General features: G+C 64.0%; 30 protein-coding genes and 1 pseudogene. 3 read left to right on the forward strand and 28 right to left on the reverse strand.

All coding sequences use genetic code 11. The features are described from left to right. Positions 1-112 precede the first annotated feature (112 nt). From RTW82_RS27610 to RTW82_RS27730, 25 genes are all read right to left on the reverse strand, one after another. Positions 113-598 (reverse strand): hypothetical protein, encoded by a 486-nt coding sequence (locus RTW82_RS27610; RefSeq protein WP_316927084.1) that lies wholly within the window; start codon positions 596-598, stop codon positions 113-115. Further along, positions 595-912: a hypothetical protein gene (locus RTW82_RS27615; protein WP_316927085.1), complete on the reverse strand. Its 318-nt coding sequence runs from the start codon at positions 910-912 to the stop codon at positions 595-597. The genes RTW82_RS27610 and RTW82_RS27615 overlap by 4 nt, the downstream gene beginning before the upstream one ends. A 3-nt stretch (positions 913-915) precedes the next feature. Then, a complete protein-coding gene (locus tag RTW82_RS27620; RefSeq protein WP_316927086.1) occupies positions 916-1,269 on the reverse strand; it encodes a DUF2190 family protein in 354 nt (117 codons plus the stop codon). A 33-nt stretch (positions 1,270-1,302) separates the two neighbouring features. After that, a complete protein-coding gene (locus RTW82_RS27625; protein WP_173180407.1) occupies positions 1,303-1,533 on the reverse strand; it encodes a hypothetical protein in 231 nt (76 codons plus the stop codon). A gap of 60 nt (positions 1,534-1,593) precedes the next feature. After that, the gene (locus RTW82_RS27630; protein WP_316927087.1) at positions 1,594-3,549 is read right to left on the reverse strand and encodes a prohead protease/major capsid protein fusion protein; all 1,956 of its coding nucleotides are present in this window, start codon (positions 3,547-3,549) and stop codon (positions 1,594-1,596) included. 7 nt (positions 3,550-3,556) lie between these two features. Then, positions 3,557-5,062, reverse strand: a complete 1,506-nt coding sequence (locus tag RTW82_RS27635) for a phage portal protein (protein WP_316927088.1) — start codon at positions 5,060-5,062, stop codon at positions 3,557-3,559. A 1-nt stretch (position 5,063) separates the two neighbouring features. After that, positions 5,064-5,267 (reverse strand): phage head-tail joining protein, encoded by a 204-nt coding sequence (locus RTW82_RS27640; RefSeq protein WP_316927089.1) that lies wholly within the window; start codon positions 5,265-5,267, stop codon positions 5,064-5,066. Further along, positions 5,267-7,222, reverse strand: coding sequence for a phage terminase large subunit family protein (locus RTW82_RS27645; protein WP_316927090.1), 1,956 nt, complete (start codon positions 7,220-7,222; stop codon positions 5,267-5,269). The genes RTW82_RS27640 and RTW82_RS27645 overlap by 1 nt, the downstream gene beginning before the upstream one ends. Beyond that, positions 7,194-7,739, reverse strand: a complete 546-nt coding sequence (locus RTW82_RS27650; RefSeq protein WP_316927091.1) for a terminase small subunit — start codon at positions 7,737-7,739, stop codon at positions 7,194-7,196. The genes RTW82_RS27645 and RTW82_RS27650 overlap by 29 nt, the downstream gene beginning before the upstream one ends. 128 nt (positions 7,740-7,867) lie before the next feature. Further along, the gene (locus tag RTW82_RS27655) at positions 7,868-8,656 is read right to left on the reverse strand and encodes a hypothetical protein (RefSeq protein WP_316927092.1); all 789 of its coding nucleotides are present in this window, start codon (positions 8,654-8,656) and stop codon (positions 7,868-7,870) included. After that, the gene (locus RTW82_RS27660; protein WP_021221544.1) at positions 8,653-8,982 is read right to left on the reverse strand and encodes a phage holin family protein; all 330 of its coding nucleotides are present in this window, start codon (positions 8,980-8,982) and stop codon (positions 8,653-8,655) included. Before RTW82_RS27660 ends, RTW82_RS27655 begins: the two co-directional genes overlap by 4 nt. Continuing rightward, complete coding sequence (locus RTW82_RS27665; protein WP_316927093.1) at positions 8,975-9,346, reverse strand: putative holin; 372 nt, start codon at positions 9,344-9,346, stop codon at positions 8,975-8,977. Before RTW82_RS27665 ends, RTW82_RS27660 begins: the two co-directional genes overlap by 8 nt. Positions 9,347-9,768: 422 nt before the next feature. Further along, positions 9,769-10,014: a DUF2274 domain-containing protein gene (locus RTW82_RS27670; RefSeq protein ID WP_000108283.1), complete on the reverse strand. Its 246-nt coding sequence runs from the start codon at positions 10,012-10,014 to the stop codon at positions 9,769-9,771. Next, entirely contained in the window at positions 10,011-11,291 is a 1,281-nt protein-coding gene (locus RTW82_RS27675; RefSeq protein ID WP_003092274.1) for a TrbI/VirB10 family protein, read from the reverse strand. The genes RTW82_RS27670 and RTW82_RS27675 overlap by 4 nt, the downstream gene beginning before the upstream one ends. 2 nt (positions 11,292-11,293) lie before the next feature. Continuing rightward, positions 11,294-12,286, reverse strand: a complete 993-nt coding sequence (gene trbG, locus RTW82_RS27680) for a P-type conjugative transfer protein TrbG (protein ID WP_000776560.1) — start codon at positions 12,284-12,286, stop codon at positions 11,294-11,296. Next, complete coding sequence (trbF, locus tag RTW82_RS27685) at positions 12,283-12,987, reverse strand: conjugal transfer protein TrbF (RefSeq protein ID WP_001211312.1); 705 nt, start codon at positions 12,985-12,987, stop codon at positions 12,283-12,285. Before trbF ends, trbG begins: the two co-directional genes overlap by 4 nt. Positions 12,988-13,005: 18 nt before the next feature. Beyond that, entirely contained in the window at positions 13,006-14,373 is a 1,368-nt protein-coding gene (trbL, locus tag RTW82_RS27690) for a P-type conjugative transfer protein TrbL (protein ID WP_023093366.1), read from the reverse strand. Next, positions 14,370-14,696: a hypothetical protein gene (locus RTW82_RS27695; protein WP_014603538.1), complete on the reverse strand. Its 327-nt coding sequence runs from the start codon at positions 14,694-14,696 to the stop codon at positions 14,370-14,372. The genes trbL and RTW82_RS27695 overlap by 4 nt, the downstream gene beginning before the upstream one ends. Positions 14,697-14,708: 12 nt before the next feature. Further along, positions 14,709-15,452 (reverse strand): P-type conjugative transfer protein TrbJ, encoded by a 744-nt coding sequence (trbJ, locus tag RTW82_RS27700; protein ID WP_316927094.1) that lies wholly within the window; start codon positions 15,450-15,452, stop codon positions 14,709-14,711. After that, on the reverse strand, positions 15,449-17,899 hold the full coding sequence (trbE, locus tag RTW82_RS27705; RefSeq protein ID WP_000933135.1) for a conjugal transfer protein TrbE: 2,451 nt from the start codon (positions 17,897-17,899) through the stop codon (positions 15,449-15,451). Before trbE ends, trbJ begins: the two co-directional genes overlap by 4 nt. Positions 17,900-17,911: 12 nt before the next feature. Further along, complete coding sequence (locus tag RTW82_RS27710; RefSeq protein ID WP_003092280.1) at positions 17,912-18,181, reverse strand: VirB3 family type IV secretion system protein; 270 nt, start codon at positions 18,179-18,181, stop codon at positions 17,912-17,914. Next, positions 18,178-18,564 (reverse strand): TrbC/VirB2 family protein, encoded by a 387-nt coding sequence (locus RTW82_RS27715; RefSeq protein ID WP_000150010.1) that lies wholly within the window; start codon positions 18,562-18,564, stop codon positions 18,178-18,180. The genes RTW82_RS27710 and RTW82_RS27715 overlap by 4 nt, the downstream gene beginning before the upstream one ends. Further along, positions 18,561-19,631: a P-type conjugative transfer ATPase TrbB gene (gene trbB / locus RTW82_RS27720; protein ID WP_023093367.1), complete on the reverse strand. Its 1,071-nt coding sequence runs from the start codon at positions 19,629-19,631 to the stop codon at positions 18,561-18,563. The genes RTW82_RS27715 and trbB overlap by 4 nt, the downstream gene beginning before the upstream one ends. Continuing rightward, a complete protein-coding gene (locus RTW82_RS27725) occupies positions 19,628-20,104 on the reverse strand; it encodes a ribbon-helix-helix protein, CopG family (protein WP_000085131.1) in 477 nt (158 codons plus the stop codon). Before RTW82_RS27725 ends, trbB begins: the two co-directional genes overlap by 4 nt. Then, entirely contained in the window at positions 20,101-22,098 is a 1,998-nt protein-coding gene (locus RTW82_RS27730; protein ID WP_001163195.1) for a conjugal transfer protein TraG, read from the reverse strand. Before RTW82_RS27730 ends, RTW82_RS27725 begins: the two co-directional genes overlap by 4 nt. 305 nt (positions 22,099-22,403) lie before the next feature. On the opposite strand from RTW82_RS27730, the gene RTW82_RS27735 reads away from it, so the two are divergent. From RTW82_RS27735 to RTW82_RS27745, 3 genes and pseudogenes are all read left to right on the forward strand, one after another. Further along, positions 22,404-23,309 carry a LysR family transcriptional regulator gene (locus RTW82_RS27735; protein ID WP_023093368.1) on the forward strand — a complete coding sequence of 302 codons (906 nt, stop codon included), beginning with the start codon at positions 22,404-22,406 and terminating at the stop codon, positions 23,307-23,309. 281 nt (positions 23,310-23,590) lie between these two features. Next, entirely contained in the window at positions 23,591-24,121 is a 531-nt protein-coding gene (locus RTW82_RS27740; RefSeq protein WP_000043569.1) for a hypothetical protein, read from the forward strand. Between the two features lie 101 nt (positions 24,122-24,222). After that, positions 24,223-24,402, forward strand: a pseudogene (locus tag RTW82_RS27745) (integrase core domain-containing protein); the annotation flags it as partial. A 228-nt stretch (positions 24,403-24,630) separates the two neighbouring features. On the opposite strand, the gene RTW82_RS27750 reads toward RTW82_RS27745, so the two are convergent. From RTW82_RS27750 to RTW82_RS27760, 3 genes are read right to left on the reverse strand one after another with little or no spacing between them, the layout of a single operon-like run. Next, positions 24,631-24,948, reverse strand: a complete 318-nt coding sequence (locus tag RTW82_RS27750; protein WP_000539741.1) for a DMT family transporter — start codon at positions 24,946-24,948, stop codon at positions 24,631-24,633. 58 nt (positions 24,949-25,006) lie between these two features. Then, positions 25,007-25,270 carry an EexN family lipoprotein gene (locus tag RTW82_RS27755; protein WP_000717310.1) on the reverse strand — a complete coding sequence of 88 codons (264 nt, stop codon included), beginning with the start codon at positions 25,268-25,270 and terminating at the stop codon, positions 25,007-25,009. A 32-nt stretch (positions 25,271-25,302) separates the two neighbouring features. Next, entirely contained in the window at positions 25,303-26,208 is a 906-nt protein-coding gene (locus RTW82_RS27760) for a LysR family transcriptional regulator (RefSeq protein ID WP_000405670.1), read from the reverse strand. Positions 26,209-26,237: the final 29 nt, after the last annotated feature.

Genomic DNA, 26,237 nt, shown 5'->3' on the forward strand with positions numbered 1-26,237 from the left:
AGCTTCTGGCGCTTCGTGACCTTGATCGTGTCGCCGGCCTTGTAGTCGACGCCCTTGTGGGTGTGTTCGCCGGCGAGCTCTACCTCGACCAGCTGCACGGGTTTCTCAGTGCTCATCGGCGGATTCGCTCCTGGATGATGGTGGTGATGTGAATGGGTACCAGGACGCCGGCGTAGCGCTGGCCATCGCCTGGCGGGAATGGCTCAGAGGCGCCCAGCGACAGGCCGGTGACTCCCGTCGGGAATCCCTGCGGGAACACGCCGGATGCCGGCAGCAGGGCCTGGCAGATGTCCAATTCCATAGCGTCGAGCGCGTCTTCGTACGTGGACAGGTCGCACTTGACCAGGCCGATCACGAAGAACCCCGGGTAGGCCTTGATCGCCGCCGGCCCGCGCTCGGGAGGTCGGTTCGGCGCCTTCTGAATCAGTGCGAACAGTTCAGGTAGCCCGCTCAGCGGCGGCCCTTTGGGCGGCAGCACCTCGTTCAGCCAGCCGGTCTTAACCTGGTGGCCGAGGTTGGTGTTGAAGCCGTTGTCGGTGGTGATGCCCTGGACCTTCGCGATCAGCGCCTGGCGCACTGCAGTCAGGATGTTGCTCATTCGTCCTCCATGCAGGCGGCGGTCACCATGTGCCCGTCGTCCGCTATGACGTCCTCGACGATCAGACGGCGACCGCAGTGCAGGAAGATTCCGCCCCGCTCCGCCGTCTCCAGCAGCGGCTTGCGCCAGCTCACGCCGACCATGCCCGAGCGCATCACGCCCTCGGGGCCGTTCTGCATCAGGTCGTTGTCGACGATCACCGGTAGGCAGCGCACCGGAGGTGCTCCGTGGAGCCCCCGGTACTCGGCCGTGCCGTCGTTGAGGCGCGCGACCACGCGGTTGTGCATGCGGTCGCGCATGTCGGCCCAGGTCATGGGTTAGGCCACGGCAGCCGGAGCGGATACGCCGTTGAGGCGAGCGCGGCCGACGGCGGAGGGGTTGGCGGCCACTTCGGTGGCGGCGCCGACCAGCACCAGGCCGGTGGCCGAGACGTTGGTCAGGGCGCGGCTGGTGGTGTTCATGAACACCGGGTCACCGACGGCCCAGGCCTGGGCGCTGATCTTGGTGAGCTCGAAAACGCCGGTGAGCTTCAGGACCACGGGGTCGCCCTGGGCTTCGGTAGTGGCGGCAACGCCGACGAAGGCGCCTACCTTGTAGAGCTGGCCGGACAGGGTGCCGCCGGTGGGCGCCGGTACGGTGATGCAGTCGCCGTGCTGGATGAAAGTCTTCATGTGTCACCTCGAGAGGGGATATTGGTTGGCGAGTCAGGCGAAGGGGTCAGCCGGGCGGGCGATAGCGCGAACGAAGCGCATGAAGCCGTCCTGCAGCTTGGTGCGAGCCAGAGCCAGCTCGCGCTGATCGACGCCTTCCACCTGCTGGATCTGCTTGAACAGCGCTCCGGCGTCGGCCTCCAGGGCCTTGATGGAGTTCATGCCGTCGATCTCGGCTTGGGTCAGATCCCGGTAGCCGGTGATCTTCTTGTGCTGGTTGTCCATGGTGTCTCCTGAAACAGAAAGGGCGCCCGAAGGCGCCCTGCTGGGTTGGGTGGCGACGGATCAGGCGCCGGGGTTCTTGTAGGCGCCGCGGTAGTCGATCCAGGCTGCACCGAAGACCAGGCGAGCCTTGATCTCCATGCCATCCACTTCGAAGCCCTCGCGGGTCTCGGTGAAGACGCCCTGCTCGCCTTCCAGGTAGGCGTACTCGAAGGTGTCCACGACGCCGGGGGCGGCGTAGAGGTACCACTGGTTACCGGTGATGCGCGCGTCGACGATCACGATCAGCGAGGCGTTGCGGCTGTCGTTGATATCGGCGTTCTTGGCCGGCACGTAGTTGGAGCTGGTGAACTGGTAGGCTTCCAGCTCCTTGTCCGGGCCCACCACTAGGAATTCCGGTCCGACGTTGAGGAAGTGGCCGGCCTTGGACTTCTGCTTGCGCATCGCGGCGCGGGCGGCGCCCAGGGTGGTGGTGTTGATCGGACCGCCGCTGGCGGCGAGGTTGCCGTGGGCCGCGTCGAACACCGGGGTGCTGTCGGTGAAGTTGGGGTTGCCCAGCAGCAGCGCCCAGACCAGGTCGGACTCGGTCTGTGCGGCTGCGGCGCCCAAGGCCTGCGGAATTCGGGTCAGTGCACCCAGGTCGTCGTTGACGATGGCTTCCCAGGTGAGCGCGATGATCTTGCCGAACTTGGCCACCTTCAGCGGGGCGCCCTCTTCGTTCAGGGTGCCGTACTTGTACTCGCCGTGCTCCTGCACCTTCTCCAGCGCGGAAATGTCGCCCAGGGCGGCGCGGGTTACGGCGCGGAAGTCCGGCACGGTGGTCTGGCGACCCAGCGGGCGCCAGGTCTGCGGAGCCAGTTGGTAGGCGTCGCGCAGGGTGCGGTTCACGGTGCTGCCCAGCAGCAGCGGGAAATCGCTGGTGGAGTGCATGCCGGCGGTGCGTACAGCCTGGCGGTCACAGCCCAGGGCCGCGCGTGCCACTTCCTGCGGGGTCATGCCGCGCACGTTGCCGCCCACCAGCTCGATGGACTCGCGCGCCATGTCGATCAGGCGCATGCCGCGGAACTCGCGGCTGTTGTCCTCCAGCTTGATGGTGGGGTTGCAGCGGTTCAGCAGGGCGTTCAACATCGCGCCGCGCTTGGCGGTCAGCACCGCGTTGTCCACGGCTGCCACCACAGTGGGCTGAGTGCTGCGCGATTCTGGCTGGCTCTGCTGCTGACGCTCGGCCAGCAGGTCGAACATGGCAGCGCTGGCTTCAGCCTGGCTGGCGCCGCGCGCGATCAGGTCTTCCGCGACGTCATCGCCCAGGCCGGCCTTCTTGGCCATGGCGCGGATGGTGGTGCCGCGCTTGCGCTCGGCCTCGGCTGCCTCACGGCGGATCAGCTCTTCGGCCGCGCGTTTCTCTTCTTCGGTCATTTCGGTTTCCTCTTGGGGGTTGGCCACGGCGGCCGGTTGGGCGGCAGGCTCTTCAGCCTCCCGAGTTTCGAAAAGGGTGTTGAAGCGCTGGCCTTCGTACTCGGCCGGGGTCTTGGCGCTGCGGATCTTGGCGCCGTCGTCGAAGCCGATAGGCACGATGGAGAGCTCCATGGGCTCCCAGTCCACCGCGCGGTATATGGGCATGGTGTCGTCGCCGCCCTCGACCAGGACGTAGCGGTGCACGGTGTAGCCCACGCTGATGTTGCGCAGGATTCCGTCCTTCACGTCGCGGAACACCTCATCGGCGTCATCGCGCTTGCTGAAGCGCACCAGGGCGTGGCCCTCGCCGTTCTCGAGCCAGGCTTTCTCGACCACGGCCAGCACGGAGCGCAGCTCCCACTGGTTGTGGGCGTTGAGGAGGGGGGCGCCGTTGTTGAGGCGCTCCATCTTCACCGCCGAGTCGCTGACTTCCAGCTCCTCGAGGTAGTAGCCAACGTCCCAGTTCCAGCGCCGGCCCTGGGCGCCGGTCGTCCACACCAGCTCAGCGGTGCGGGCCTCGATGTCGACCGTCTCCGGGCGCACCGCGGCGCGCAGCGTGAGCATGGGGGTCTCATGCGTCTTGTTCGTCGCCGGCTGCATCTTCCGGTTTCTCCTTGGTGGTGTTGGTGCCAGCCGCTGCCGAACCGGCCGCGAGCACCTTGCGGGGGTCGCAGTCGAGGATCAGCCCGAGGTCGTCGAGCAGGGCGTTGGCGTCCTGGATGTTCTTGGCGTGTGCCTGCGGGTCGGTGATGCCGAGCTCGCGCAGGGCATCCGGCCAGGTGACCAGGCCATTGCGCAGGCGCTGCTTTACAGCCTCGATCTCCGACTTCGGATCGACCATCTCGCGGCGCGGCGGCGTCCACTCGGCTTTCACGTCCTCGAGCACGCCACCCGGCAGCAGGGCCTGGGCCTCCATGAACCATGACCAGACGCCGACGCAGAGCTGAGGGATCAGCATCCGCCACTGCCACACATCCACCCGGCGGGCGAAGTGCAGCCAGCCCATCCGGCCGCTGGAGAAGTTCACACCCTTCAGGTCGCCGGTGGTGAGCTCGTAGGGAACCCCCAGGCCGACGGAGATGGCGTGAAGGCCTTGCCAGGCGTAGGAGTCGTAGCCGTTGAACGTCGGCGGCGTGCCGAAGCTGACGCTCTCGCCCTGCCCCAGTTCCTGGATGATCCCGGGCTCCACTCGCTCAACCAGAGGCGGCGGCTTCCCGGTGCTCGCGGCGTCATCCTTGTTGATGAAGGCGGCGAAGCATGCGGCGATCTTCGCCTGCTCCATCACCGCGTCTTCCATCTCGTCGAAGTTGCGCAGGCGCTGCATCACCGGCGCGAACCAGCTGTAACCGCGTGCCTGGCCGGGGCGCTTTGGCAGGAAGATGTGGATCACGTCCTCAGCCGGAATGCGGCGGGAGGTCGATGTGCGCCAGGCGTTGTTGGCGCCTGGGTGCTGATCGAAAAGCCAGTAGGCGACGCGCTTGCCGATGGGGCTGAACTCAATACCCTGGATGATCTCGTTGGCGCCATTGGGGCCGTGCTTTTCCTCGTCGAGGAAGTCGGCTTCCAGCACCTGCAGCTGCATCGGCACCGGCAGGCCATCCGAGGACTTGCGCCAGCGCCGGCGTACCAGCACTTCGCCGCCCTCGGGCACGGCCTCCATGATCTTGTGCTGCAGCCCGTAGAAGTTCTCCAGGCCGTCTGCGTCGCAGAGCGTCTCTTCGCCCCAGGCCTTCCACAGGTCCATGAGCTTCTTGTTGGCGCGGCCAGACTTAGCCATGGGGCGCGGGACGATGCCAGCGCCGACCACGTTGTCGGCGATGCCGGTGACAGCGCGCTCGGCATAGGGATTGTTCCGGCGCAGGTCGCGCGCGCGGTTGCGCAGGCGGGCCAGGGCCGGGCCGATCTCAGCGTTGGCGTCGGTGCTGCTGCTGCGCCAGCCGTCGTTGCGGCGACCCTTGGCAGCCCCTTCGAAGCGGCGCTCGAAGATATCGATCTGCAGGTCGATCTTCTTTTTCCGCAGGCGAGCTTCTGCGCGTTTCGCGGCACGGCCGGGAAACAGGTTGTCCATGAAGCCCATGTCAGTAGCCTTTCGAGAAGGAGGCGTAGCGCCTGCCGCCGTTGTTGTGGGAGTTCAGGCCGAGCTCGCCCTCCATCTGGCGGAGGATGCGCATCATCTCGTCCACGCTGCGGTAGGTGACGGCGCGGTCGGCGTAACGCACCTGAAGCTCGCCGCCGGCCAGGGCGGCCTTCAGGGCTTCGTACTGCTCCAGGGAGTAGGCCATCAGTTCTTCTTCCAGTAGGAGGATTTGGCTCGAGGCCGTTCTTTGGTGGTGTCCACTGCTGCTGCGCCGCCCGGTTCTGGTTTCACGGCCAAGGCCTCAAGGTCCAGGCCGAAGCGCTGCTGGCTGATACGCAGGGCGGCGATGGCAAGGACGAAGCAGTCGAGCGCTTCGTTGCGCTTGCCGCCTGCATCCCAGCGAAGGACGCGCTTGCCTTTCGAGATCACGGACTTCTTCTTCTCGGCGGTGAGCTGTTTGAGCTCGTCCTCGTCGCAGATGTCGTCGTTGGCCGGGAAGTGCACAGCGCCAGGCTGAGCCTCGCCGGTCTTCGACTTCGCCACGTCGATGGCAATGCGCAGGCGGCTGTAGATCAGCTCCTTGGCGTTGTCGGTGCCGATCTCCGTCTTGTAGATGCGGTCCTTCTTCTTCCTCGGGAAGTTGGCGATCATCTTCCCGTAGGTGCTGGCGCCGAATGTCGGGATGACCCACATCGCGCCATGCTTGCGGCTCTCTGCGGCAACCTCGTCGGAGTAGTGGCCGCCGGCGTCCCAGCACCAGCGCTCCACGCGCATCACCAGGCCGTCGGCTCGGGTGAACTGCTTGTGGATCTGCAGGCCGACCTTCCGGCGCAGCTCCTCGCTACCCGGGTCTCCGTTCAGGATGAAGCGATGAACGAGCCACGCTTCCTCGCCAGGTCCGAAGGCCCAGACGCGCCCTTCAAGGCGATCGTCCTGGGTGTCGATGCCGCCCATGAGCGAAGTAGCCGCCATGGGCACCTCTGGGTACACCTCGCGGCGCCCATACAGGAGCTCCCAGTCGACCTTCTCGCCCTGGTCCTCCTCCCACACCTCACCCAGCACGGTGTTGACGAAGGTGATCAGCTTCTCGCGGTCGCCTTTGACCTTGAGCCAGTCCTGGACAATCTCGAGCCAGGTGGTACGCGCGCTGTAGGCGGTCCAGATGTGGAAGCTGACCGATTGCGGTGTGCCGCACGGCTCGTCGTCCTGGTCAAACCAGTCCATGCCGTCGCGGGTCCAGATGCCAGTCTTTTCGCATATCCAGCGACCAGCCTCGGTAGCCACCACCATCTGGTAGTGCTGAAACTCGCAGCCCTCGTGGGCGCACACGTACCAGGCCTTGCTGGCCTGGCCGAGCTTGTCGGTCTCCCACTTGATGCCGAAGGCGCAATCCTTGCCACCCCACAGCAGCACCTGCTCACCGCCGCAGCATGGGCAGGCGATGTTGTAGCGCAGCAGGTGCGGAGACTCTTCGACGGCCTTGGTGATCTGGCACGGCCCGGCTATGCCGGGCGTCGAGCCCCGGATTGACTTCGGGTTCGTCGCGCCCTGCAGCCGCCTATCGCCGAGTGAGGTAGGAGAACCCTCCCCCTCAATGCTGGCATCGAACTTCGACAGCTCGTCGTAGATGACCTCGTCGGCGCTCTTCTCGCGGTAGTTCCGCGCAGCCTTGCCGCCCAGGCACCACAGCATCTTCCGGTTCGCGAACCGCTTGGCGTTGATAGTGTTGTCGGCATGCTTGCGGCCGAACCACGGGGCCAACTCCAGCAGCAGAGGGGCGTCACGGATCAGGCCGTTGATGTGGCGCTTGGAGAACTCCTCGGAGTCAGGGTCGGTCGGGGTGTACGCCAGCACGTTGCGGCGCTTGTGCTGGATCTTGTAGCCGATGTTCGCCACGAGCAGCTTGGTGTAGCCGACTCGGGCTGACTTGATCAGGTTCAGCGTCCGGATCAGGTCGTTGCCCATGCAGTTCAGAATCGCGCGCTGCACGGGGTCGGTGATCCACTTGCCCTCCTGATAGGACGATTCGGCCGACATGTAGAAGCCGTTGTCGGCATCGGCCCATTCCACCGCGGTCTGCGGAGGCTCCTTGTAGAGCGGAGCGAGCCCGAGCTTGATCGCCTTGCGGAAGTTACTCAGCCAGGGACTCGAGGTACTCATCAAGATATTCCGGGAGGTGCTCGCCAAGTTCGGCGGCAGCGTTGCGCGCCATGGCTAGCTCCCGCTCGAGCGACTCGAGGTGCCGGGAATCCATATCGGGATGCTTGCGCCGCAACGTCTTGCTGACCGTGTCCAGGATCGAACCGACCTGTGCGGCCAGCTTGACCAAGGCGAACGTGGCAAATGGGGCCGGGACAAGTTGCTTGTCCGTGACCAAGTTTTCCTTCTCTTTGGCGTCAGCCTGGGCGGCGGTAAGTCGCAACCGCTCGACGTTCAGTTTGTACTCGATCAGCGGATCGACACCTTCGCCATCGAGGTGGCCAGGTTGTTGTTTCCGCAGTGCGTGTTGAACGCGGTTTTCAACCACATCTTGCACCAGATAGAAGGCCTCACGACCCATCCGGGCAACTGGCTCGACGCCCCATTTATCAAAGGCTTGCGGAGAAATCCCGAGGCTCGAAGCCATCTCGGATTTGTTCAAGCAGCCCCGAGGCTTGGTTGTTTCGTTTTTGGCCATGACTAAACAACAACCAACCTCTGATTTTGGGTCATACATAGTGTGAAAGCGGGGCTCGAATTACCCTCGGGGGCACCCCCACCCAGGAGGACCCAAGACCCCACCCCCCCTTGCCGGGGTGTCATTGATCACCGGCGGCGCGTCGACAAGGCCTGGACCATCGCCTTGGAGAACTCAATTGGAAGGGTCGTTGCCGCCTTGCGTTGAGCCAGGCCGAAGAAGTCGAATCGGGATCGGTAGTTTGGAGCCCTTGAGGCGACAGCCAATACGATCTTCAGGCCCGCCCTTCCTTTCTCGGTGCGCTCTGCCACAGCGAATGCGCCGCGCTTCGAGTCGTGCATAACGAAGAAGCGCTTGCCATTCCCCTTGGCCTTGCTCTTGGCACTCTTGGTGGCGTTGGCCTTGTAGCCCTCCTCCGTGTACAGCTGAGCGCCAGAGAGGACCCTGGCAAGGAATCCGCTGGACAGGTTGCCGTACTGGTCCAGCTCGGCACCTTGGCCTGGCATCACGTACTGACCAGGCTTGAGGAAACCCTTACGCCTCAGCATCGACTCGATAGCCTTGTGGCTTCGAGGGCCGCCGTAGATCTCAGGGGTCAGCCACTTAGATGCTGCACGCCCCTTACCCCATGCGCCCTCGCGACCGACAGGCCGGCCACCAGAACCCATCTGACGGCCATCCTTGATCCACACCCTCGACTCCAGGTTCTGCTTGGTGGCGGGCAGGATGTACAGGCTATTGAGGGTGGCCGGGGTTGGCCTATCAAAGGCAACCCCTAGCTCTCCCTTCAGGTCCTCGGCCACCACCTGCGCCGTTCTGGTCAGGGCCAGCGCCAATGCAAATGGGAGCTGGGTTCGCTCGACATCGGTCAGGCGGCCTATTGCATCCTCGAGGCCATCCTGCTTGATGGTAATCATTGCCCTGTCCTGCGCCTGTCGACGCCATCCCAGTGACTGGCCCAGTTCAGCTGAACGATGCGGGCCACATTGCCCCGGGCCAGGATCACAAGGACGGCGAGCCACACCAGAACCAGCGACAGCCAGGGTGACACGGGCTCGATGGGCTTGCCTGCCAGGAACTCCAGCAGGACGGTCAGCGGGAAGCACCCGGTGCATACGGCCAAGGCATAGGCGCAGAAGCCAATGCCCAGCCGGTAGCGCTCGCCGGCGTGCCGCCAGGTGATGATGCGAATGAAGATCGCGGCGCAGGACAGCGCCGCCAATAGGGTCCATAGATCAGCCATTGCTGCCGCCTCCTCTGCGATCGAGAAGGGCCCGGAGCCACTCCGGCATCTTCCCGCCGCGAATCCACTCGAGGATGGTGATCGATACCGTCACCACCAGCGCGGCGCACACGAACGATGCGCCGCCACTGGTTCGAGCAGCGCCGAAGCCGATCAGTTCGGCCGAGCCGTAGTAACCAGCCACCAGGCTCACCAGGAAGTAGCCGATGCGCTTGAGGATGCTCAGGTCGGGAGCGAACAGGACGAAGAGCAGAGATCCAGCCAGGGCGCCCATCACGGCGTTGATATCAAGGCCTGGCCATACAGCCCCAACCGTCACGCCCGCGGCAATGCCGCCCAGCACTCCAATGCTCGGCTCTGCCATGCGTGGTTACTCCATGAATAAAAGGCCCCAGGTGAGGGGCAAGAGCGCGAACCCAGCGAGGGGGAGGGTCTGCTGCGCTAAGGGGAGGTCTCGGCGGTATGCGGTGCCGAAACCCGAAATGCAGAAACAAAAAAGTGCCGGTGTCAATTCTTTCGCGCAAATCAAGAAGGACTTGAAACCGTATATGGGACAGTAGGTTAGCTCCTTTCGGGGCCGCTTAGAAGAAGAACGGCGTTGTCGGCTAGGAGCGACATAGGAGCGTTGGGAGAGAAAGCCGCATCGCACTGTGTAGTGCTGGATTGCCGAGGAACGGCGGGCCTGTCGCATCATCATAGCCCAACAGGCTCGGCGGCATCCAGAATGAAGAACGCGCAGCCTGGGCTGCGCGTTCGATGGATGCCGTTGAATAGCATGCGGTGCAATCATGGCGGCTTCGGTGGTGTGCTGCGGGTCGCCGTGCCCTTCCTGAATCCTCGATCCCCCGCCATGAACGCTTCCAGCATATGCGGGATCAGCGTCGCCGCATCAACGGCCTCGCCATACGCCTGCGCGTGTAGCGCGGCGTAGCGGTCGAGGTCGACTTTCAAGCTGGTCGGGCAAACGAAAGTCAGCTTGGTGCTCTCGGTCTTCGGCAGCGGGCCGAGCCGCAGCTTCTTGGTCGTGCTCATCGTGAAGTCCCCCGGTTGAAGAACAGCGGCTGGTACGGCCGCAGCACCAGATCCCGGTTGACGATGATGCGAACCGGCAGGCCCGGCCGTTGCGTTAAGGTCGGCTGGATGTTGAGGTTGCGCCGGGTCATCTCCTGGCCGACCTGATTGATGCTGTCCTGCGCGCTGTCGCGCCCAGCGATGATGACGCGATCACCATCCTGCCGGTTCTCCGGCGCGGCCAGCTCGGCACCGACGCCCAGCAGCGTGGTGAGTGCCGCACCGGCAAAGATGCGGCCCCAGTGGTAGTCCACATCGTCCTCCAGCCCGGCATAGCCGGCTGGGTCGGTGCCGGCCAGGTTGTCGAGCGTGAGCGAAGACGTGTCCGGCAGGATGATCCGGTTCCAGACGACTTGAACGCGGCTCTGCCCGTAGCTGACCTGGCTGTTGTATTTGCCCAGGATGCGCGAACCCTGCGGAATCAGCAGGAAGCGCCCGGTGGCTGTGTCATAGACCGGCTCCGTCACCGTGGCGATCACGTCGCCGGGCAAGTCCGACTTGATGCCCGTCACCAAGGCACCTGCGACCACTGTTCCGGCCATAACCTGATACGGCGAAATTGGCAGAGTCAGATTGCCGGAATTACGGGTTTCAGTGGGGCCAGCTTTCATGAAAGCCTCTTTCTGGTCTTGCCGGTTTTGCACCGCTGTCGGGTCAGCAGGTTGGGCCGCCGTGGAGGCCGGCCCGGCCGCCAGCGGGTCAAACGCCGCATTGGCGGCGAAGCCCGGCGCAGCGGCCACCTGTGTCTGCGCTACCGGCGCCGCATTCTGCCCACCCGAGCGGAAGAACACGGACGAGGCCGCGGCCGCCTCGGCTTCTTTTCGCAGGGCATCGTTCGGGTCGTGACCGGGGGCCGCGTAGGCAGCCGTCGCCGGTTGCTGCGACTTCACGATAGCCGGGCCAAGATCGCCCGGCAGCGGTGGCCCTAGTTCGGGAACGGCAGGCAGCAACGCCGGCGGCAGCTTGGAATAGTCCGTCGGCAGCGCATCCAGTCCTTCCGACTTTGACACGCGATCGACGTTGTAAAGCTCGGTCTGCTCGCCTGTGCTGCGTCGATGAGGTTGCAGCGACCACATCAGCGCGCCGAGCACGGCGACCGCTAGGACGCCGGCAAGGATGGCCAGCGAGCGCCGGTTCAGGCGTGTGACTGGACGCGGCTGGGCGCGCAGCGCCACTGCCTCCGGCGCCACCTTGTCCGCCTGCGGCGCGGCAAGGTCGGGAGTGTCATCCTGGCTCATGGTCAGTTCCTCCGTGCAACACCATCGGTGCGCTCGATCCGCACCACGTCGCCGCCATCGCCGCCCAGCCGCAGTTCGGCCGCGCCGAACAGGCGATCCACGACGTAGTACGGCGAGCGAAAACGGTAGTTCACCAGTTGCCCGTCGCCCTGCGCGCCGATGACAAACAGCGGCGGCAGCTCGCCCTGGGCGATGCCCGGCGGGAACTGGATATAGACCTTCTCTCCATCATCGAAGGCGCGCAGAGGCTTCCACGGCGGGTTGCTGCCCGATACCGCGTAGCGGAAGCGGATCTTGTCCAGCGACAGGCCCGTATCGACAGGCGTTGTTGCCTGCGCTGCCTGCGCCTGGCGCTGCAACGCGAGCATTCGGTCTTTCGGATAGTCCCAGGACACCGACGCCATCCATGCCCTCTCGGTCGAGGTCAGCTCCAGCAGGTAGGTGCGCCGACTGGTGGTGATGACGAGATTGGTTTTCAGACCGGAGCGGATAGGCTTGACCAGCACATTGACGCGCAGATCGGCCCCGCCGCCGCTGGACGTGTCGCCCACGATCCAGCGCACGGTATCGCCGGCGGCGACCGTTACCAGTTCCTCGCCCGGTTGAAGCGAAACCACCGTCACGCGCCCCGGCGACGCATAGACCTGATAAAGCGCGCCATCGGTGAACGGCCACACCTGAATCGCGTTGACGTAGCCCTCACGGGTAGGCGCGATACGCGCTTCTGCATTGGCACGGGAAACGCGCACCTTTTCGTCGGCCGGCTCCGGCGCAACGGGGGCCTCATCGAGTTCCGGCAGGGGCTTCAACTGCGCCGGCAGCGCCAGCGGTTCAGGGACGGCGACGACTTCGACGGGCTTGGGCGGTTCGGGCAACGGCTGGGCCAGCACCGTCTCGTCGAGCGAGATGGATGGCGGCGGCTTCCCCTGCGAGGCGCAGCCCGCGAGGGCCAGCAGCGTCAAAGGAACAACGTAAAGGCGGAAACGAAGTTTCATGGTTTGGCTCCTTCGGAAGAATCCAGTTCGCGGCTCCATGACAGGCCGTTGACGTAGATACCCAATGGGTTCTTGAGCAGGCGCTGTTCAGTACGCGGGGTTTGCAGGACGGTCGAAAGCACGGCGTTCCAGCGTTCGGTGCCGGCGGGCGCACCGTTGACATAGCGCTGCTCTGTCCAGCGCACGTTGAAAGACGTGTCGCTCGCGCGAACCACGCTGGTGATTTGCACCGTTACCGATTCCTTGCCGATGCGGGCGAATGGGTCATTGGTGCGGGCGTAGTCGTTGAGCACCGCCGCGCCCTTGTCGGTGGTGTAGTCGTAGGCATCGAGCCAGTTCTGCCGCACCACGATGGGGTCGATGGACAGCGAGCGAACCAGCGTCACGAAGCGCGCCAGGTGGTGCGCGATCTGCGCGTCGCCGGGCCGGTACGGCGTGGCGGCCTCTCCCACGGCGCGCACCTGCCCGGCTTGATCGACCTCGATGACATAGGGCGTCACGATGGACTGCGCCGAGCGCCACACCAGGCCGCCGGCCATCAACAGCGCGAGCACTAGGCAGCCGAAGGCCATCAGGCGCCAATTCTTCGCCTGCACGCGGGCGGAGCCGATACGGTCGTCCCACACCTGGGCGGCGGCTTGATACGGGGTGGCAGGCTGCGGCGTATCGGCGTAGCGCACCTGCGGTCGTTTGAATCGCATGGGTGTTCTCCTTGAAGGTTAGGTATCGGAATCCCGCAGGCTCGGGCCTTGCCCGGAGCCGCCGCCGTCGCCGCCGCGCAGCGTGTGGGCGGCAGTGGTCGCGGCATGGGTAGCCTGCTGGCGGCGGTGCATCCGCTTGGCCCAGGCCGGTTGCTGTTGCTTCTGCGAGCCTGCGGTGCCGTCTGCGGTCTGGCCGGGGCCAGCACCGTCGCTGCCGGCTTCTGTGCCGTTCCAGCCAGCGCGGAAGGAGTCGGCCACCTTCTGCCCAACAGCGGAAGCACCAGAGGTGACGCTGCGGCCTGCGGCTTGTGCGCCAGTCTTGGCGACATTGCCGAGGCCAGCCGCCGCGCCCTTGGCACCGCCGCCGGCCGCAGCGGAACCGGCCTGGAACGCCGATCGGGCACTGCCGGCCGCCGAAGTCGCGGCACGCGCACCGGCACCGGCCAGCTTTGCGGCCGCCGGGGCCATTCGTGCCCCGGCCATGACGGCGCCGCCCACGCCCGTTACGGCGGCGCCGATGGCAACGCCGGTGCCGACAGCCCCGACCGCAGCACCAGCCATCGCGCCCGCACCAAGCTGTGGCGCACCGGACACCAGGCCGGTGGCGATACCGGGGCCGAAAATGCCCAGCGCCAGCAGCGCGAGCGAGGCCAGCATCACGACCAGCGCGTGGTCGATGGATGGTTCGTCGGGATGCACCTGGAACTCGGCGAACAGGCCTGAACCGATGCCGACGATGACGGCCAGCACCAAGACCTTGATGCCTGACGACACCACGTTGCCTAGCACCTTTTCCGCGAGGAACGAGGTCTTGTTCCAGAGTGCAAACGGGATCAAGACGAAGCCGGCGAGCGTAGTCAGTTTGAACTCGATCAGCGTGATGAAAAGCTGTACGGCCAGCACGAAGAAGCAGAGGATCACCACCAGCCAGGCGATGAACAGAACCACGATAGGGTCGATGTTCACGAACACCTCGGGGAACCCAGCCATGTCCCCGATCTGTTCCAGAATCGGCGCGGCTGCGTCGATGCCGGTCTTCGCCAGCCGGCCCGGCTGAAGGAAGTTCTCCATCGTGATGGCCGAGCCGGTAGCGGTAATTCCCAAGCCGGCGAACGAGCGGAACACGATGCTCGCCAGCCAGTTGAAGTTGCCGATGATGTAGGCGAACGCGCCGACACAGAGCACCTTGCGCAGCAGCTTGGCGATCACGTCGTCGCCCTGGCCGGTGGCGTGGCTCATGGCCCAATACAGGCCAGCGATCGTCATGTCGATGACGATGAGCGTGGCGGTGAGAAATGCCACTTCGCCCTGCAATAAGCCGAAGCCCGAGTCGATGTAGCGCGAGAACGTATCGAGGAAACGGTCGATGATGGTCACGTCGTTCATGGCGAATCCTCGGGCGGAGTGAGCGGAACGGCGCCCTCTGGCAATTCATCTGCGGGCGTATCGAAGCTCGGCGGAATCGGCGGGAGTTCAGCCAGCGAGTTGTATTCATCCGGCCCGGTATGGCCGGCGAAGAAGCGCCGCCGGAAGGCTTCAGCGGCGGCGCGGCAGGCATCCTCGCCCACGGCCTGCCGGTCGGCCGCGCATTGCCCGCGCAACGCCTTGAGCCGCACCGGATCTGCGGCCAGGGCGTCGGCCAGGTTCTCGGCCGGCTGCTGGCCGCACGCGGTCAGCAGCACGGCCATCAGGACGGAAGCGCATCGCATGGCCGCCTCCGGTCAGTTGTTATAGAAGTTGACGGACTGCGGCGTGTACGGCGTGCCGGTGCCCAGAAAGCGCCGCCGCACTTCGCGGGCGCGCTCCATAGCCGCCGCTTGCCGCGCCAGTTCCAGTGAAGCGGCCCGGTCTTGCGTGATCTGGAGCTGCTGCGCCTGGATCGACTGCTTGGCCTGCAAAGCCAGGAGCTGGTTCGTCGCCTGCATCGCTTGCAGCGCGCCGGTGGCCGACTGGCTCTGGCTCACGAGATCGGCCAGCGCGCTTTCGTCTTGGGCGAGGTTCTGCGACACCTGCGCCTGCATCCGCATCGCGGTGTGCAAGCCGTTCAAGGTGTTCTGCCAGCGTTCGCGGGCGTCCTGTGCCATGCGGTCGCCGCTGATGGTGGCGGCGTACTGTTCCGGGTACAGGCGGGCGAACGTGGCATCCATGCTCTGCACGTCGTAGGCCAAGCCGCGCGCCTCGGCGATCAGGCGCTCGGTGGTGGCGAGCGTCGAGCGCAGGCGGTTGACGATGTTGAAGTCGAGATTTGCCAGGTTCCTGGCCTGGTTCATCAACATCTGCGCCTCGTTCTGAAGCTGGTTGATCTGGTTGTTGATCTGTTCCAGCGTGCGCACGGCGGTCAGCGTGTTCTGCACGAAGTTGGACGGGTCGAACACCGTCAGCGCGGATGCGGACTGCACGGCCAGCAGCGATACCGACAGCACGGCAGCGAGTGAGACAGAGAGCAAACGGGGCTTGGTCTTCATGGTGAAACCTCCAGCGGTTGAGAAGCGAGAAAGGAAGCTGCCGCCGGAGCGGACGGCAGCAGGTCGGCGGCCCAGCCGAGGCCGCGATGGCGCAGCCACGCGCCGGCGAAGCCGGGAGCGCCGGCCTGCGTCAGCACGCGGTCAATATCGCGTTGGTCTTGAGGGGTGGATGCGCCCGCGAATGCGAGCGCGACAGGCCCCAGGTCGAGGTCGAACAGGCGATTGCCGAGGCGCGACTGGTAGTAGTAATCGCGCTTGGGCTGTGCGGTCGCCACGATCTCAATCTGGCGGCTGTTCAAGCCGAAGCCTTCGTAGATCGTGCGAATCTGCGGCTCGGTGGCCTGCGGGTTAGGTAAGAAGATCCTGCTCGCGCAGCTTTCGATGATGGCTGGCGCGATGGTCGAGTCCTTGATGTCGGCCAGCGACTGCGTGGCAAAGATGACGCTGACGTTCTTTTTTCTGAGCGTCTTGAGCCATTGCCGGATGCGGGCCGCGAAGGACGGCTCATCGAGGAACAGCCACGCTTCATCGAGGATCAGCAGCGTGGGCGCGCCGTCAAAACGTTCGTCGAAGCGGGCGAACAGGTAGCGCAGCACTGCTTGCACGGCGGCGGGGCTGTGCATCAGTTCTTCCATCTCAAAGCCCTGCACGTCGGCCATGCCCAGCCGGTCGTGGTCAGCGTCCAGCAGCTTGCCGTGGGCGCCGCCCAACACATAGGGCGCGAGCGCTTGGCGCAGCGCGTTGGACTGCAATAACACCGACAAGCCGGTCATGGTGCGCTGCTCCACTGGCGCACCGGCAAGGCTTCGCAGCGCCGACCAAATGGCAGCCTTCTCGTCCGGGCCGACCGTCACGCCTTCGTGCAGCAGCCGGCCCTCCACCCATTCGGCGGCCCAGGTGCGGTAGCCCTCGTGGGCTATTCGCGCGAGTGGCTGGAAGGCGATGCCGCCATCGGCACCGAGGTCGTAGTGCTCACCGCCAAGGCCGAGGATGGTGGCGCGCATCGAGCGCCCCATGTCGAAGGCGAAGATCCGCGAGCCGAAGTAGCGCCGGAACTGCATGGCCAATATGGCGAGCAGCACCGACTTGCCCATGCCGGTCGGCCCGGCGACAAGGGTGTGCCCCACGTCGCCGATGTGCGTCACCAGCCGGAACGGCGTCGCGCCATCGGTGCGGGTGACGATCAGCGGCGGGCCATCGAGGTGTTCGTTCTTCTCCGGCCCAGCCCATACCGCTGACATCGGCATCATGTGCGCCAGGTTCAGCGTCGAAACGATGGGCTGACGCACGTTCGCGTATGCGTTGCCGGGGACGGACGACAGCCAGGCATCGACTGCGTTGAGGGTTTCGGGGATGGTCACGAAACCCCGGCCCTGGATGACGCGCTCCACCATGCGCAGCTTCTCGTCGGCCACGGCCGGGTCGGCGTCGAGCACCGTCACCGTGGCGGTGAGGTAGCCGAAGGCGACTTGATCGCTGCCCAGCTCCTGCAAGGCGGCATCGGCGTCGGCGGCCTTGTTGCTGGCATCGGTATCGACCAGCGGGCTTTCCTGCTGAAAGATCGTTTCGCGCAGCAGCGCGATGACGTTCTTGCGCTTGGCGAACCATTGGCGCCGCAAGCGCCCCAATTCCCGTTCCGCCTCGGCTTTGTCCAGGCACAGGAAGCGCGTACTCCAGCGATACGCAAAGCCCAGGCGGTTGAGGTCGTCCAAGATCCCCGGCCAGGTCGAGGTCGGGAAGCCTCGTACCGACACCACGCGCAGGTGCTGATCGCCCAGCATGGGCGCCAGGCCGCCGACCAGCGCGGCATCGGCCAGCAGTGCGTCGATATGGAACGGCACGTCGGGCACGCCGACGCGATAGCGCCGCGTGGAGACTGTGGCATGCAGGTAGGTCAGCGTCTGGCTATCGTCCAGCCAGGCAATCTCCGGCATCACACCATCGAGCAGGTCGAACACGCGATCGGTCTCTGCCACGAAGGAATCAAGCCGACCACGCCAGTCCACACCCTCAGTGGGCCGGTTCTCGTACAGCATCCCAGCCGCACGGGCGCGAGACTCTTGCGGCGGTAGGTGTTGCAACGTGAAGTGATAGACGCTCTCGAAATGGCCATCCGACTCCTCGAACGCCGCGCGTCGCTCCTCATCCACCAGCCAGGACAGTGGTTCGGGAAAGGAGGATTGCGGATAGCTCGATGCCCGCATCCGCTCGGCCTCGATATAGAAGGCCCAGCCAGACCCGGTACGGCGAAGCGCGTTGTTCTGCCGCGCCGACGTGGCAATCAGCTCGCCCTGTGTCGCACTGTCCAAGTCGGGGCCGCGAAACTGGAACGTGCGTTGAAACGAACCATCTTTGTTCAGCACAACGCCCGGCGCGACCAGCCCGGCCCAGGGCAGCCAGTCGGCAAGCAAGGCCGGGCGCTGACGATATTCGGCAAGGTTCAGCATGGCGTCCTCCCCTCACACGTCCAGAAGCGGGCGGTGTTTGATATGCCGCGCGAAGACCTGCATGAACTGCGGATCGACGCGCGCACCCCATACGGCCAGCGAGTGGCCGACGATCCAGAGCACCACGCCGGGAATCCACAGTTGCAGGCCCAGCCCGACGGCGGCGGCTAGCGTGCCGTTGGCAATCGCCACGGTGCGCGGCGCACCGCCCAGCAGGATCGGCTCGGTCAGCGAGCGATGCAGCGGCACTTCAAAGCCCGGAAGATCGGTGGCCTTACTCATACGACGGCCCCTCCGGAGAAGCTGAAGAACGACAGGAAGAACGAGGACGCGGCGAACGCGATGGACAGGCCGAACACGATCTGGATCAGCTTGCGAAAGCCGCCGCTGGTATCACCGAACGCCAGCGCAAGCCCCGTCGAGATGATGATGATCACCGCCACGATCCGGGCGACTGGCCCTTGGATGGATTCGAGGATGGAGGTCAGCGGCCCTTCCCACGGCATCGAGGAACCGGCGGCCTGCGCCGTGCCCGCCAGCAACAGCATCAGCGCGGCCAGCAGCAGCCCTTGCCCTGCGGGACGGGCCAGGTGGCGCAGCCGCGCCATGCTGGACAGGCGAGAAATAGGATTTACGGAAAGACGGAAAGCATCAACGTGCGTCATGGCAGTTCTCCAGGTTGGTCAGGGGTCGAGGAAGGCGCAGCGGCAGCGGCTGCAAGAGGAACCGGCGGCAGCTCGGGAAACGGCGTTTCCAGCGCATCTGTCAGGCGATAGCCCGCACCGTCGAAGCCGACGACACGGGAGATGGTTTCGACGTGACGTTTGCGGCCACGGCCTGCGATGTGAATCACCACGTTGACCGCCTCGGCGATCAGGGCGCGGGGCGGATTCACTGCCACTTCGAGGATCAGTTGCTCCAGACGCAGCAGTGCGCCCAAGGCGGAGCCGGCATGGATGGTGGCAATGCCGCCGGGGTGGCCGGTGCCCCAGACCTTCACCAAGTCCAGGGCTTCGCCGCCACGCACTTCGCCGACGATCACGCGGTCAGGCCGCAGGCGCATCGTGGCCCGCACCAGCTCGGTCATTGTGACGACGCCGGCGCGGGTGCGCAGCGGCACATGGTCGCGGGCCGCGCATTGCAGCTCGATGGTGTCTTCGAGCACCAGCACGCGGTCGCCTGTGGCGGCGATCTCGGCCAGCAGCGCGTTCGCCAGCGTGGTCTTGCCGGTGCTGGTGCCGCCGGCGATCAGGATGTTCTGCCGCTCGCGCACGGCGCGGCGCAGGAACTCGGCCTGCCCGGCGGTCAGGATGCCGTCGGCCACGTAGCGATCCAGGCCGATGATGCTCACGGCCCGCTTGCGTAGCGCGAAGGCTGGCCCCGGGGCGGCCGGAGGCAGGATGCCCTCGAAACGCTCGCCGGTTTCCGGCAACTCGGCGGTCAAGAGCGGCTGGCCGCGATGCACCTCCGCGCCGACATGCGCGGCGACCAGGCGGATGATGCGTTCACCATCGGCCTCGGGCATCTCCACGCCCAGCGGCGAGCGACCCGACGACAGCCGATCCACCCACAGGGTGCGATCGGGGTTGAGCATGATTTCCACAACATCCGGATCTTCGAGCGCAGCGGCGATCAGCGGCCCCATCGCCGTGCGCAGCATCTGGATGCGGCGATCCTGGGACGCCGCGGCGGATGAGCGAGATTCAGGCGGAATCTGCGGAACGGCACTCATGACGCACGCTCTGCAGCTCGCTCATCGGCGGACGCCATCGCTGCTGCGTCATCCATCCGCATCGGATCGGGGTGCAGTTCCTCCACCACGTCGCGCACCAGACTGCGGCCACGCAGCAGGTGGCGACCCAACTGCTCGACGAACTGCTCGAAGCGCGCTTTGCCCTGGGCGCGGGCCGCGTCCTTGTGGGCTTCTGGCACCGGCGTGCTGATGGTCAAGAAATAGCGGATGAACAGCGCCAGCGTTTCGATCTGGATGTTCTGGTCGCGCTCCATGCGTTCGGTCTGCCGCGACAGTCGATCCAGCCGCTTGGCAATGGCGGCCTCACGCTGGTCGCCCGCATCGGGTGACAGCCAGGACGCCAAGGCCGCTGCGACGATGGAGGACTTGGACACGCCTTTCTTGGCGGCAAGTTCATCCAGGCGCTTGGCGTGCTCGGGCTGGATGAAAAGATTGAGGCGGTATTGGCTCATAGGTCGATTCCGTCGTTGGGGTCGAGAGAAGCCAGCCGGGCCGTGCGCTGCATGGCCGGGTCGAGCTGGCCGGGAAGCGGGAGCGCCAGGTCGTCGTCATCGAGCAGCTCCAGGTCGTTCGCACACGCGTCCAACTCGGGCTCGTAGGCGACGGTTTCGGAGAGTTCGAGCTGGCGGCGCGGGCCGCCGTCATCGGTGCCGCCCGGACCATCGGCGGATACCGAGGTCGGCGCCGTAGGTACGGCCGGGATCGCCAAGCCGCTCCAGTCGTCGGGGCGGGCTGGCGGCGCGTCGGCGTACCTCCCGACTGCGAGCACGGGCGGTGGCAGGACGCGATCCTTGAAATTGGCGTCGACGTAGTAACGCAGCTTCTTCGCGCGGATCGGGGCAACGCTGGACACCATGACTACGGCGTCCTCAGGTGGAAGCTGCATCACCTCGCCGGGCGTCAGCAGCGGACGTGCAGTTTCCTGACGCGACACCATCAGGTGCCCCAGCCACGGAGCGAGGCGGTGGCCCGCGTAGTTGCGCTGCGCGCGAAGCTCGGTGGCGGTGCCGAGGGTTTCGGAAATCCTTTTCGCCGTCCTTTCGTCGTTGGTGGCGAAAGTCACCCGGACATGGCAGTTGTCGAGGATGGAATGGTTCTGCCCATACGCCTTGTCGATCTGGTTCAGGCTTTGAGCGATGAGAAAGCTGCGGATGCCGTAGCCGGCCATGAAGGCAAGCGCGGACTCGAAAAAATCGAGGCGACCCAGCGCCGGAAACTCGTCCAGCATCAGCAGCAGCTTGTGCCGGCGCGCGATGCCATCGCTGCCGTCGAGCGATTCGGTCAGCCGCCGCCCGATCTGGTTCAAGATGAGCCGGATCAGCGGCTTGGTGCGGCTTATGTCGGAGGGCGGCACCACCAGATAGAGCGATACCGGGTGCTCGGCGGAAATCAGGTCGGCGATGCGCCAATCGCAGCGCGATGTGACTTCGGCCACGGTCGGGTCGCGGTACAGGCCGAGAAACGACATGGCGGTGGAGAGCACGCCCGATCGCTCGTTGTCCGACTTGTTGAGCACTTCGCGGGCAGCGGATGCGACAACCGGGTGAGGCGCATCGCCCAGGTGCTTCGTCGTCATCATCCGGTGCAGCGTCAGCTCGAACGGACACGCCGGGTCGCTGAGGAAGTTGGCGACGCCGCGCAGCGTCTTGTCCTCGCCTGCGTACAGAACATGCAAGATTGCACCGACCAGTAGCGCGTGGCTGGTCTTCTCCCAATGATTGCGCTTCTCTAACGCACCTTCAGGGTCAACCAGAATGTCGGCGATGTTCTGCACGTCGCGCACTTCATGTGCGCCGCGCCGGACTTCAAGCAGCGGGTTGTAGGCGGCCGACTGCCTATCGGTGGGGTTGAAAAGCAGGCAGTGCGAAAAGCGCGAACGCCAGCCCGCCGTGATCTTCCAGTTCTCTCCCTTAATGTCGTGAATGACGGCGGACGCCGGCCACGAAAGCAACGTAGGCACCACCAAGCCCACGCCCTTGCCCGAGCGCGTGGGTGCGAAGCTCAGGACATGTTCCGGCCCCTCATGTCGGAGGTATTGGTCGTCGTGTTGGCCGAGGAAGACGCCCGCCGGGAGGGTCAGTCCAGCTTTGCGGATGTCGACGGCATCGGCCCAGCGTGCCGAACCATAAGTCGTAACCAGCCGCGACTGCCGAGAACGCCATACCGACATGGCGATGGCGACGAGTAAAGCGAACAAACCGCTACCACCCGCAATCGCACCGCCTGTGTCGAAGACGTGCGGCGCGTAGGCATCAAAGAAGAACCACCATTCGAACAAGCGCCACGGGTGATAAACCGGTACACCTAGAAGATCGAACCAGGGCGATCCGAGGCGTACTTGATAGCCAAGGGTCGCTGCTGTCCATTGTGTGGCGCCCCAGACGCCGGCGATCACGATGCCGATTACCACAGCGATCTGGCCGAACAGAACGTTCGTCCCTTGCATGACCTGTCCTCCGATTTCTCCTGCGCTGGTGTCTCATTGAAAGCGTTGCACAGGGGGTGTCGCAGGCGTCAGGATCGGTTCTGGGCTAGTGCCGGTCAAAGACCGTTCGCAGCACAATGGTCGAGGGAAAAGAAAGAATGAGCGCGGTGGCGAGTCAAAGAAAAGCGCCGCAAGCGAAAGCGCACTGCGGCGCATACAGAGTTCCAAGCAAGTTACCCAAAAAAAGCCGTCAATGGGCCTTGCTTCCACTCATAGGCAATATTTAGATATCATGAAAAACGATGATATTTAAGATTGGAATAAAAATGAAAAATATCAAGAGTATGGATCTCAACTTGCTCAAGGCGCTGGACGCATTGTTAGACGAACGCAATGTGACACGGGCGGCGGCCCGTCTGGGACTAACCCAGCCGGCCTTGAGTGGCATGCTGACGCGGTTGCGCGAGAGCTTCGGTGACCCGCTTTTCGCGCGCTCGCAGCGGGGTATCGTTCCAACGCAGCGGGCGCTGGATCTAGGGATGCCTGTCAAGCAGGTGCTCGCCGAAATCGACGCGCTGCTCCAGCCACCTTCCTTCAATCCGGCCACCGCACAACTGACCTTCTCCATCGCCGCGACGGACTATGCGCTGCGTGCCGTTGCTGTCCCATTTCTATCGGCACTTAAACGGCACGCACCGCGTGTACGAGTCTCATTAGTGCCAGTCGAGAGCGGGCAGCTACAGAACCAGCTTGAGCGCGGTCAGATCGATTTAGCCCTCCTGACGCCAGAGATCACTCCGCCAAATCTGCATGCCCGAGAGCTGTTCAAGGAACACTATGTGTGTGTCCTGCGGGAAGACCATCCTGCGGCTATGGGGCGCAAGCTGACCGTTAAACAGTTCTGTGCTCTCGACCATGCGCTTGTTTCCTACGATGGTGGAGGTTTCCGCGGCGTCACCGACGATGCGCTAGAACAGTTGGGCAAACGACGCAGCGTCACACTGTCGGTCAAGAGCTTTCTGATCTTGCCAGACATCCTGCGTGCCAGTGACATGGTTGCGATCTTGCCGAGCCGCTTGGTCGCCGGTATGGACAAGCTGGCTATCTCCCTGCCGCCGGTGAAGATACCGGGGTTCACCAAGACGGCTGCTTGGCACGAACGCACCCATCACGATCCAGCACATCGCTGGATACGAGCACTGCTGTTCACTTCCTGTGCTAACAACAAGTAGGCAAGATCGCTCCTATCGTCATGCTCAGCACAACTCTACCTCGCACTACAAATAAGCAATCAGTCGGCTCAATTGGAGACGCGCCCTTTCGTAGCGCCGCTGCGAGATAGCCTAGTCGGTGGATGGCAGAACCTAGGCCTTGATATCATATTTTATGATATCAAAAATAGAAACTTAGGATTTCACTTATTGCAGATGGAGGCTCATGATTTGCTCCATGACCACTTGAATGACGCAGCCACCCCTGTTGCGTCATCGACATTTTGTGAAGGAGCTTCGATATGAGCAAGCAACAGAACGCCATCCTCTGGCCCGAAGGCTACACGCCGGGCTTTACTGAGAATTTCGCCTCCAATGAGATCATCGCCGCCGGCTTGAGCGCGGCCGACGTATGGCCTCTACTCGTCACACCATCGCTGTGGCCAAGCTACTACGCCAACTCGGCTAACGTGTGCTTTCATGACGGCAAAGGCCCGGTACTGGCCGACGGCGATCGGTTTTACTTCGAGACCTTCGGCTTCCCGGTAGAGGGGCAGTGCAACGAATACGTGCCACCTGCGGATGGGCAACCCGGCCGCGTGGCCTGGCACGGCTGGTCCGGCGAGGAAGGCACAGATACGCGCCTGGATGTGCATCACGCCTGGCTGGTTGAGAACCTGGACGGCAGGCGCGTGCGCATCCTCACGCAGGAAACTCAGAAGGGCAAACCGGCCGAGGAGCTGCACAACGCCAAACCCAACCCGATGATCAACGGCCATCAGGACTGGCTCGACAGCTTGGTCGAGGCAGCGCGCAAAGCCAAGCAGGCGTAGTGGTCTCCGGCCGCTTGATCCCAAGCGTCTGAACGGAGAAAACCATGATGAGAACTCCCCTCAGGATTCTGCTGGTCCTGACTTCGCAGGCAACGATGGGCGACGAACTGCTCAACCGCGAATGGTTCCGCAGTCGGACCGAAGCGAAGGTGCTGATCGAACGTTGGCGACAGTTCTACAACGAGCAGCGGCCGCATAGCGCGCATGCTTACAAACCGCCGGCGACGATCCGGCGCAACTGGATCCAATCCGATAGCATCCCCTCCGAACTCACTGCCTGACTGGCTACAAAGTTCGTACTCAGGTCACCTTGGCGCAGGCACTGAAGGTGGAGCCACCCGGAATGGGTGCTCCCACCGCCTTACGCGCACTGGCTCGAACTCTCCCGAGGCGCCGGCAAGCTCGTCACATAGCGACTAGAGAGAGGAGGTGACCGTACGAGTTCCCAGCGCCCGATCCACTCTGGGAGCTGGGTCGCCTAGCGACTACGCTACCAATGGAGCTAGCGATCAACTCGATAACTTGAGCGTGATAACGCCCAGGATGATCAACGCCACGCCAAGGTATCGCATCAGGGAGGTTGGGTCGCCATAGAAATGAATTCCGACTAAGAAAGTTCCCGCCGCTCCGATACCCGTCCACACCGCATAAGCAGTCCCAATCGGTATCTGACGCTGAGCAAGCCATAGGAAGGCGCCGCTAATTGTCATGAAAGAGACGGCTACTGCGACCCCACTCCAACGCGATGTTGGCTCTTGCGCCATTTTCAGCCCGACCGGCCATCCGATTTCAAACAATCCAGCCAAAACAAGATAGATCCAACCCATTGCGATTCTCCTTCAAATTTTTCATATCCGGCATACATACTCCGGCATGACCACCAGCTTAGAACTTCGGCGGCTCTTTAGGCGTGGTGTGGGGCACATCGCCATCTTCGTAAAAGCGCTTTCGCGTAGCCTCGGCAACCCGGTTACATAGTTGGTCGCCCAGCATTGGTCGATCCAACTTGCATTGCTTGCGCAACTCTTTCAGACGCTCAGGATTGAGCGCTAATTCATCGACTGTCGGAAGGTTGGCTTTATCTGGTTTCCCAGATGGGCTGCAGGCTGCCAATGTCGAGGAAAGCAATATGAGAGCAATCTTCTTCATGGTTAATTTTCTTTGGGAGATTGTGTGATGGTTTACCGCCGACCTTTGGCATCTGGAGATTTGATCGAATGAACGCGTTCCATGAAGCGAGTCAGCATTTCTGACGGCTCGCTGGCCGGCCGTAGTAGATAGGTCGTGAGCATTGGCGAACGTCCAGTCAGCGGCCGTGCGACCACCCCCTGTTCCCTGCTGGCTGTGATATGCGCGCCTCCTGTGAGGCCTAGTGCAAGTCCCGCCGAAACCAGGACCATCATTAGATCGCTGGAAGTCACGCGTTCGGCAATCAGTGGCTCTATGTCCACGCGACGTAGCACCCGTTCAACTTGCCGAGCATGGCCCTCACACGCCACCGCGTCGCAGAGCACCAGCGGATACCGCAACAGCTCTTCTAGGGGAATCTGTTTGTGGGATAGCAAGGGGTGCCGTGCGGGCACAGCTACCATCAGAGGGTCACTCCACACCGGCACGGCGATGATGCCTTCGCCGACTTCATCCGATTGAGCGAAGCCGAGATCGTACAGTTCGCCACACAATCCCTTGATTTGCTGTGCCAAAGGCACCTCGAAGAAGCGAACTTCCACTTCCGGCTCTTCCTGCCGGCAGAGCGCCAACAACGCAGGCAGGCGCGATGGCGTGATTCCATCAGACAATGCAATACGGAGCTGGCAATGAAAGCCATTGGCTGCGGCGTTCACACTGTCGCGCGCCTGCTGCAAAGCTGCGAAGACACGCGGCACGCTCTCAAAGAAGAGCCTGCCCGCACGAGTCAAGCGGGTGCTCCGAGTGGTTCTCGCAAATAGCGCTACGCCCAACTCTTCCTCAAGTTCCTTGATGGCGCGCGACAGCGGCGATGTCTCTATGTGGAGGCGCTCTGCGGCTCGGGCAAAGTGCAGCTCCTCTGCCACCGCCAGAAAGTAGCGCAGGTGTCGAATTTCCATGTTCGCATTCCTCATCACTCAGGCCTCAC

The organism is Pseudomonas sp. zfem005 (assembly GCF_032621735.1).
In the GTDB taxonomy this organism is placed as follows: Bacteria; Pseudomonadota; Gammaproteobacteria; order Pseudomonadales; family Pseudomonadaceae; genus Metapseudomonas; species Metapseudomonas solani.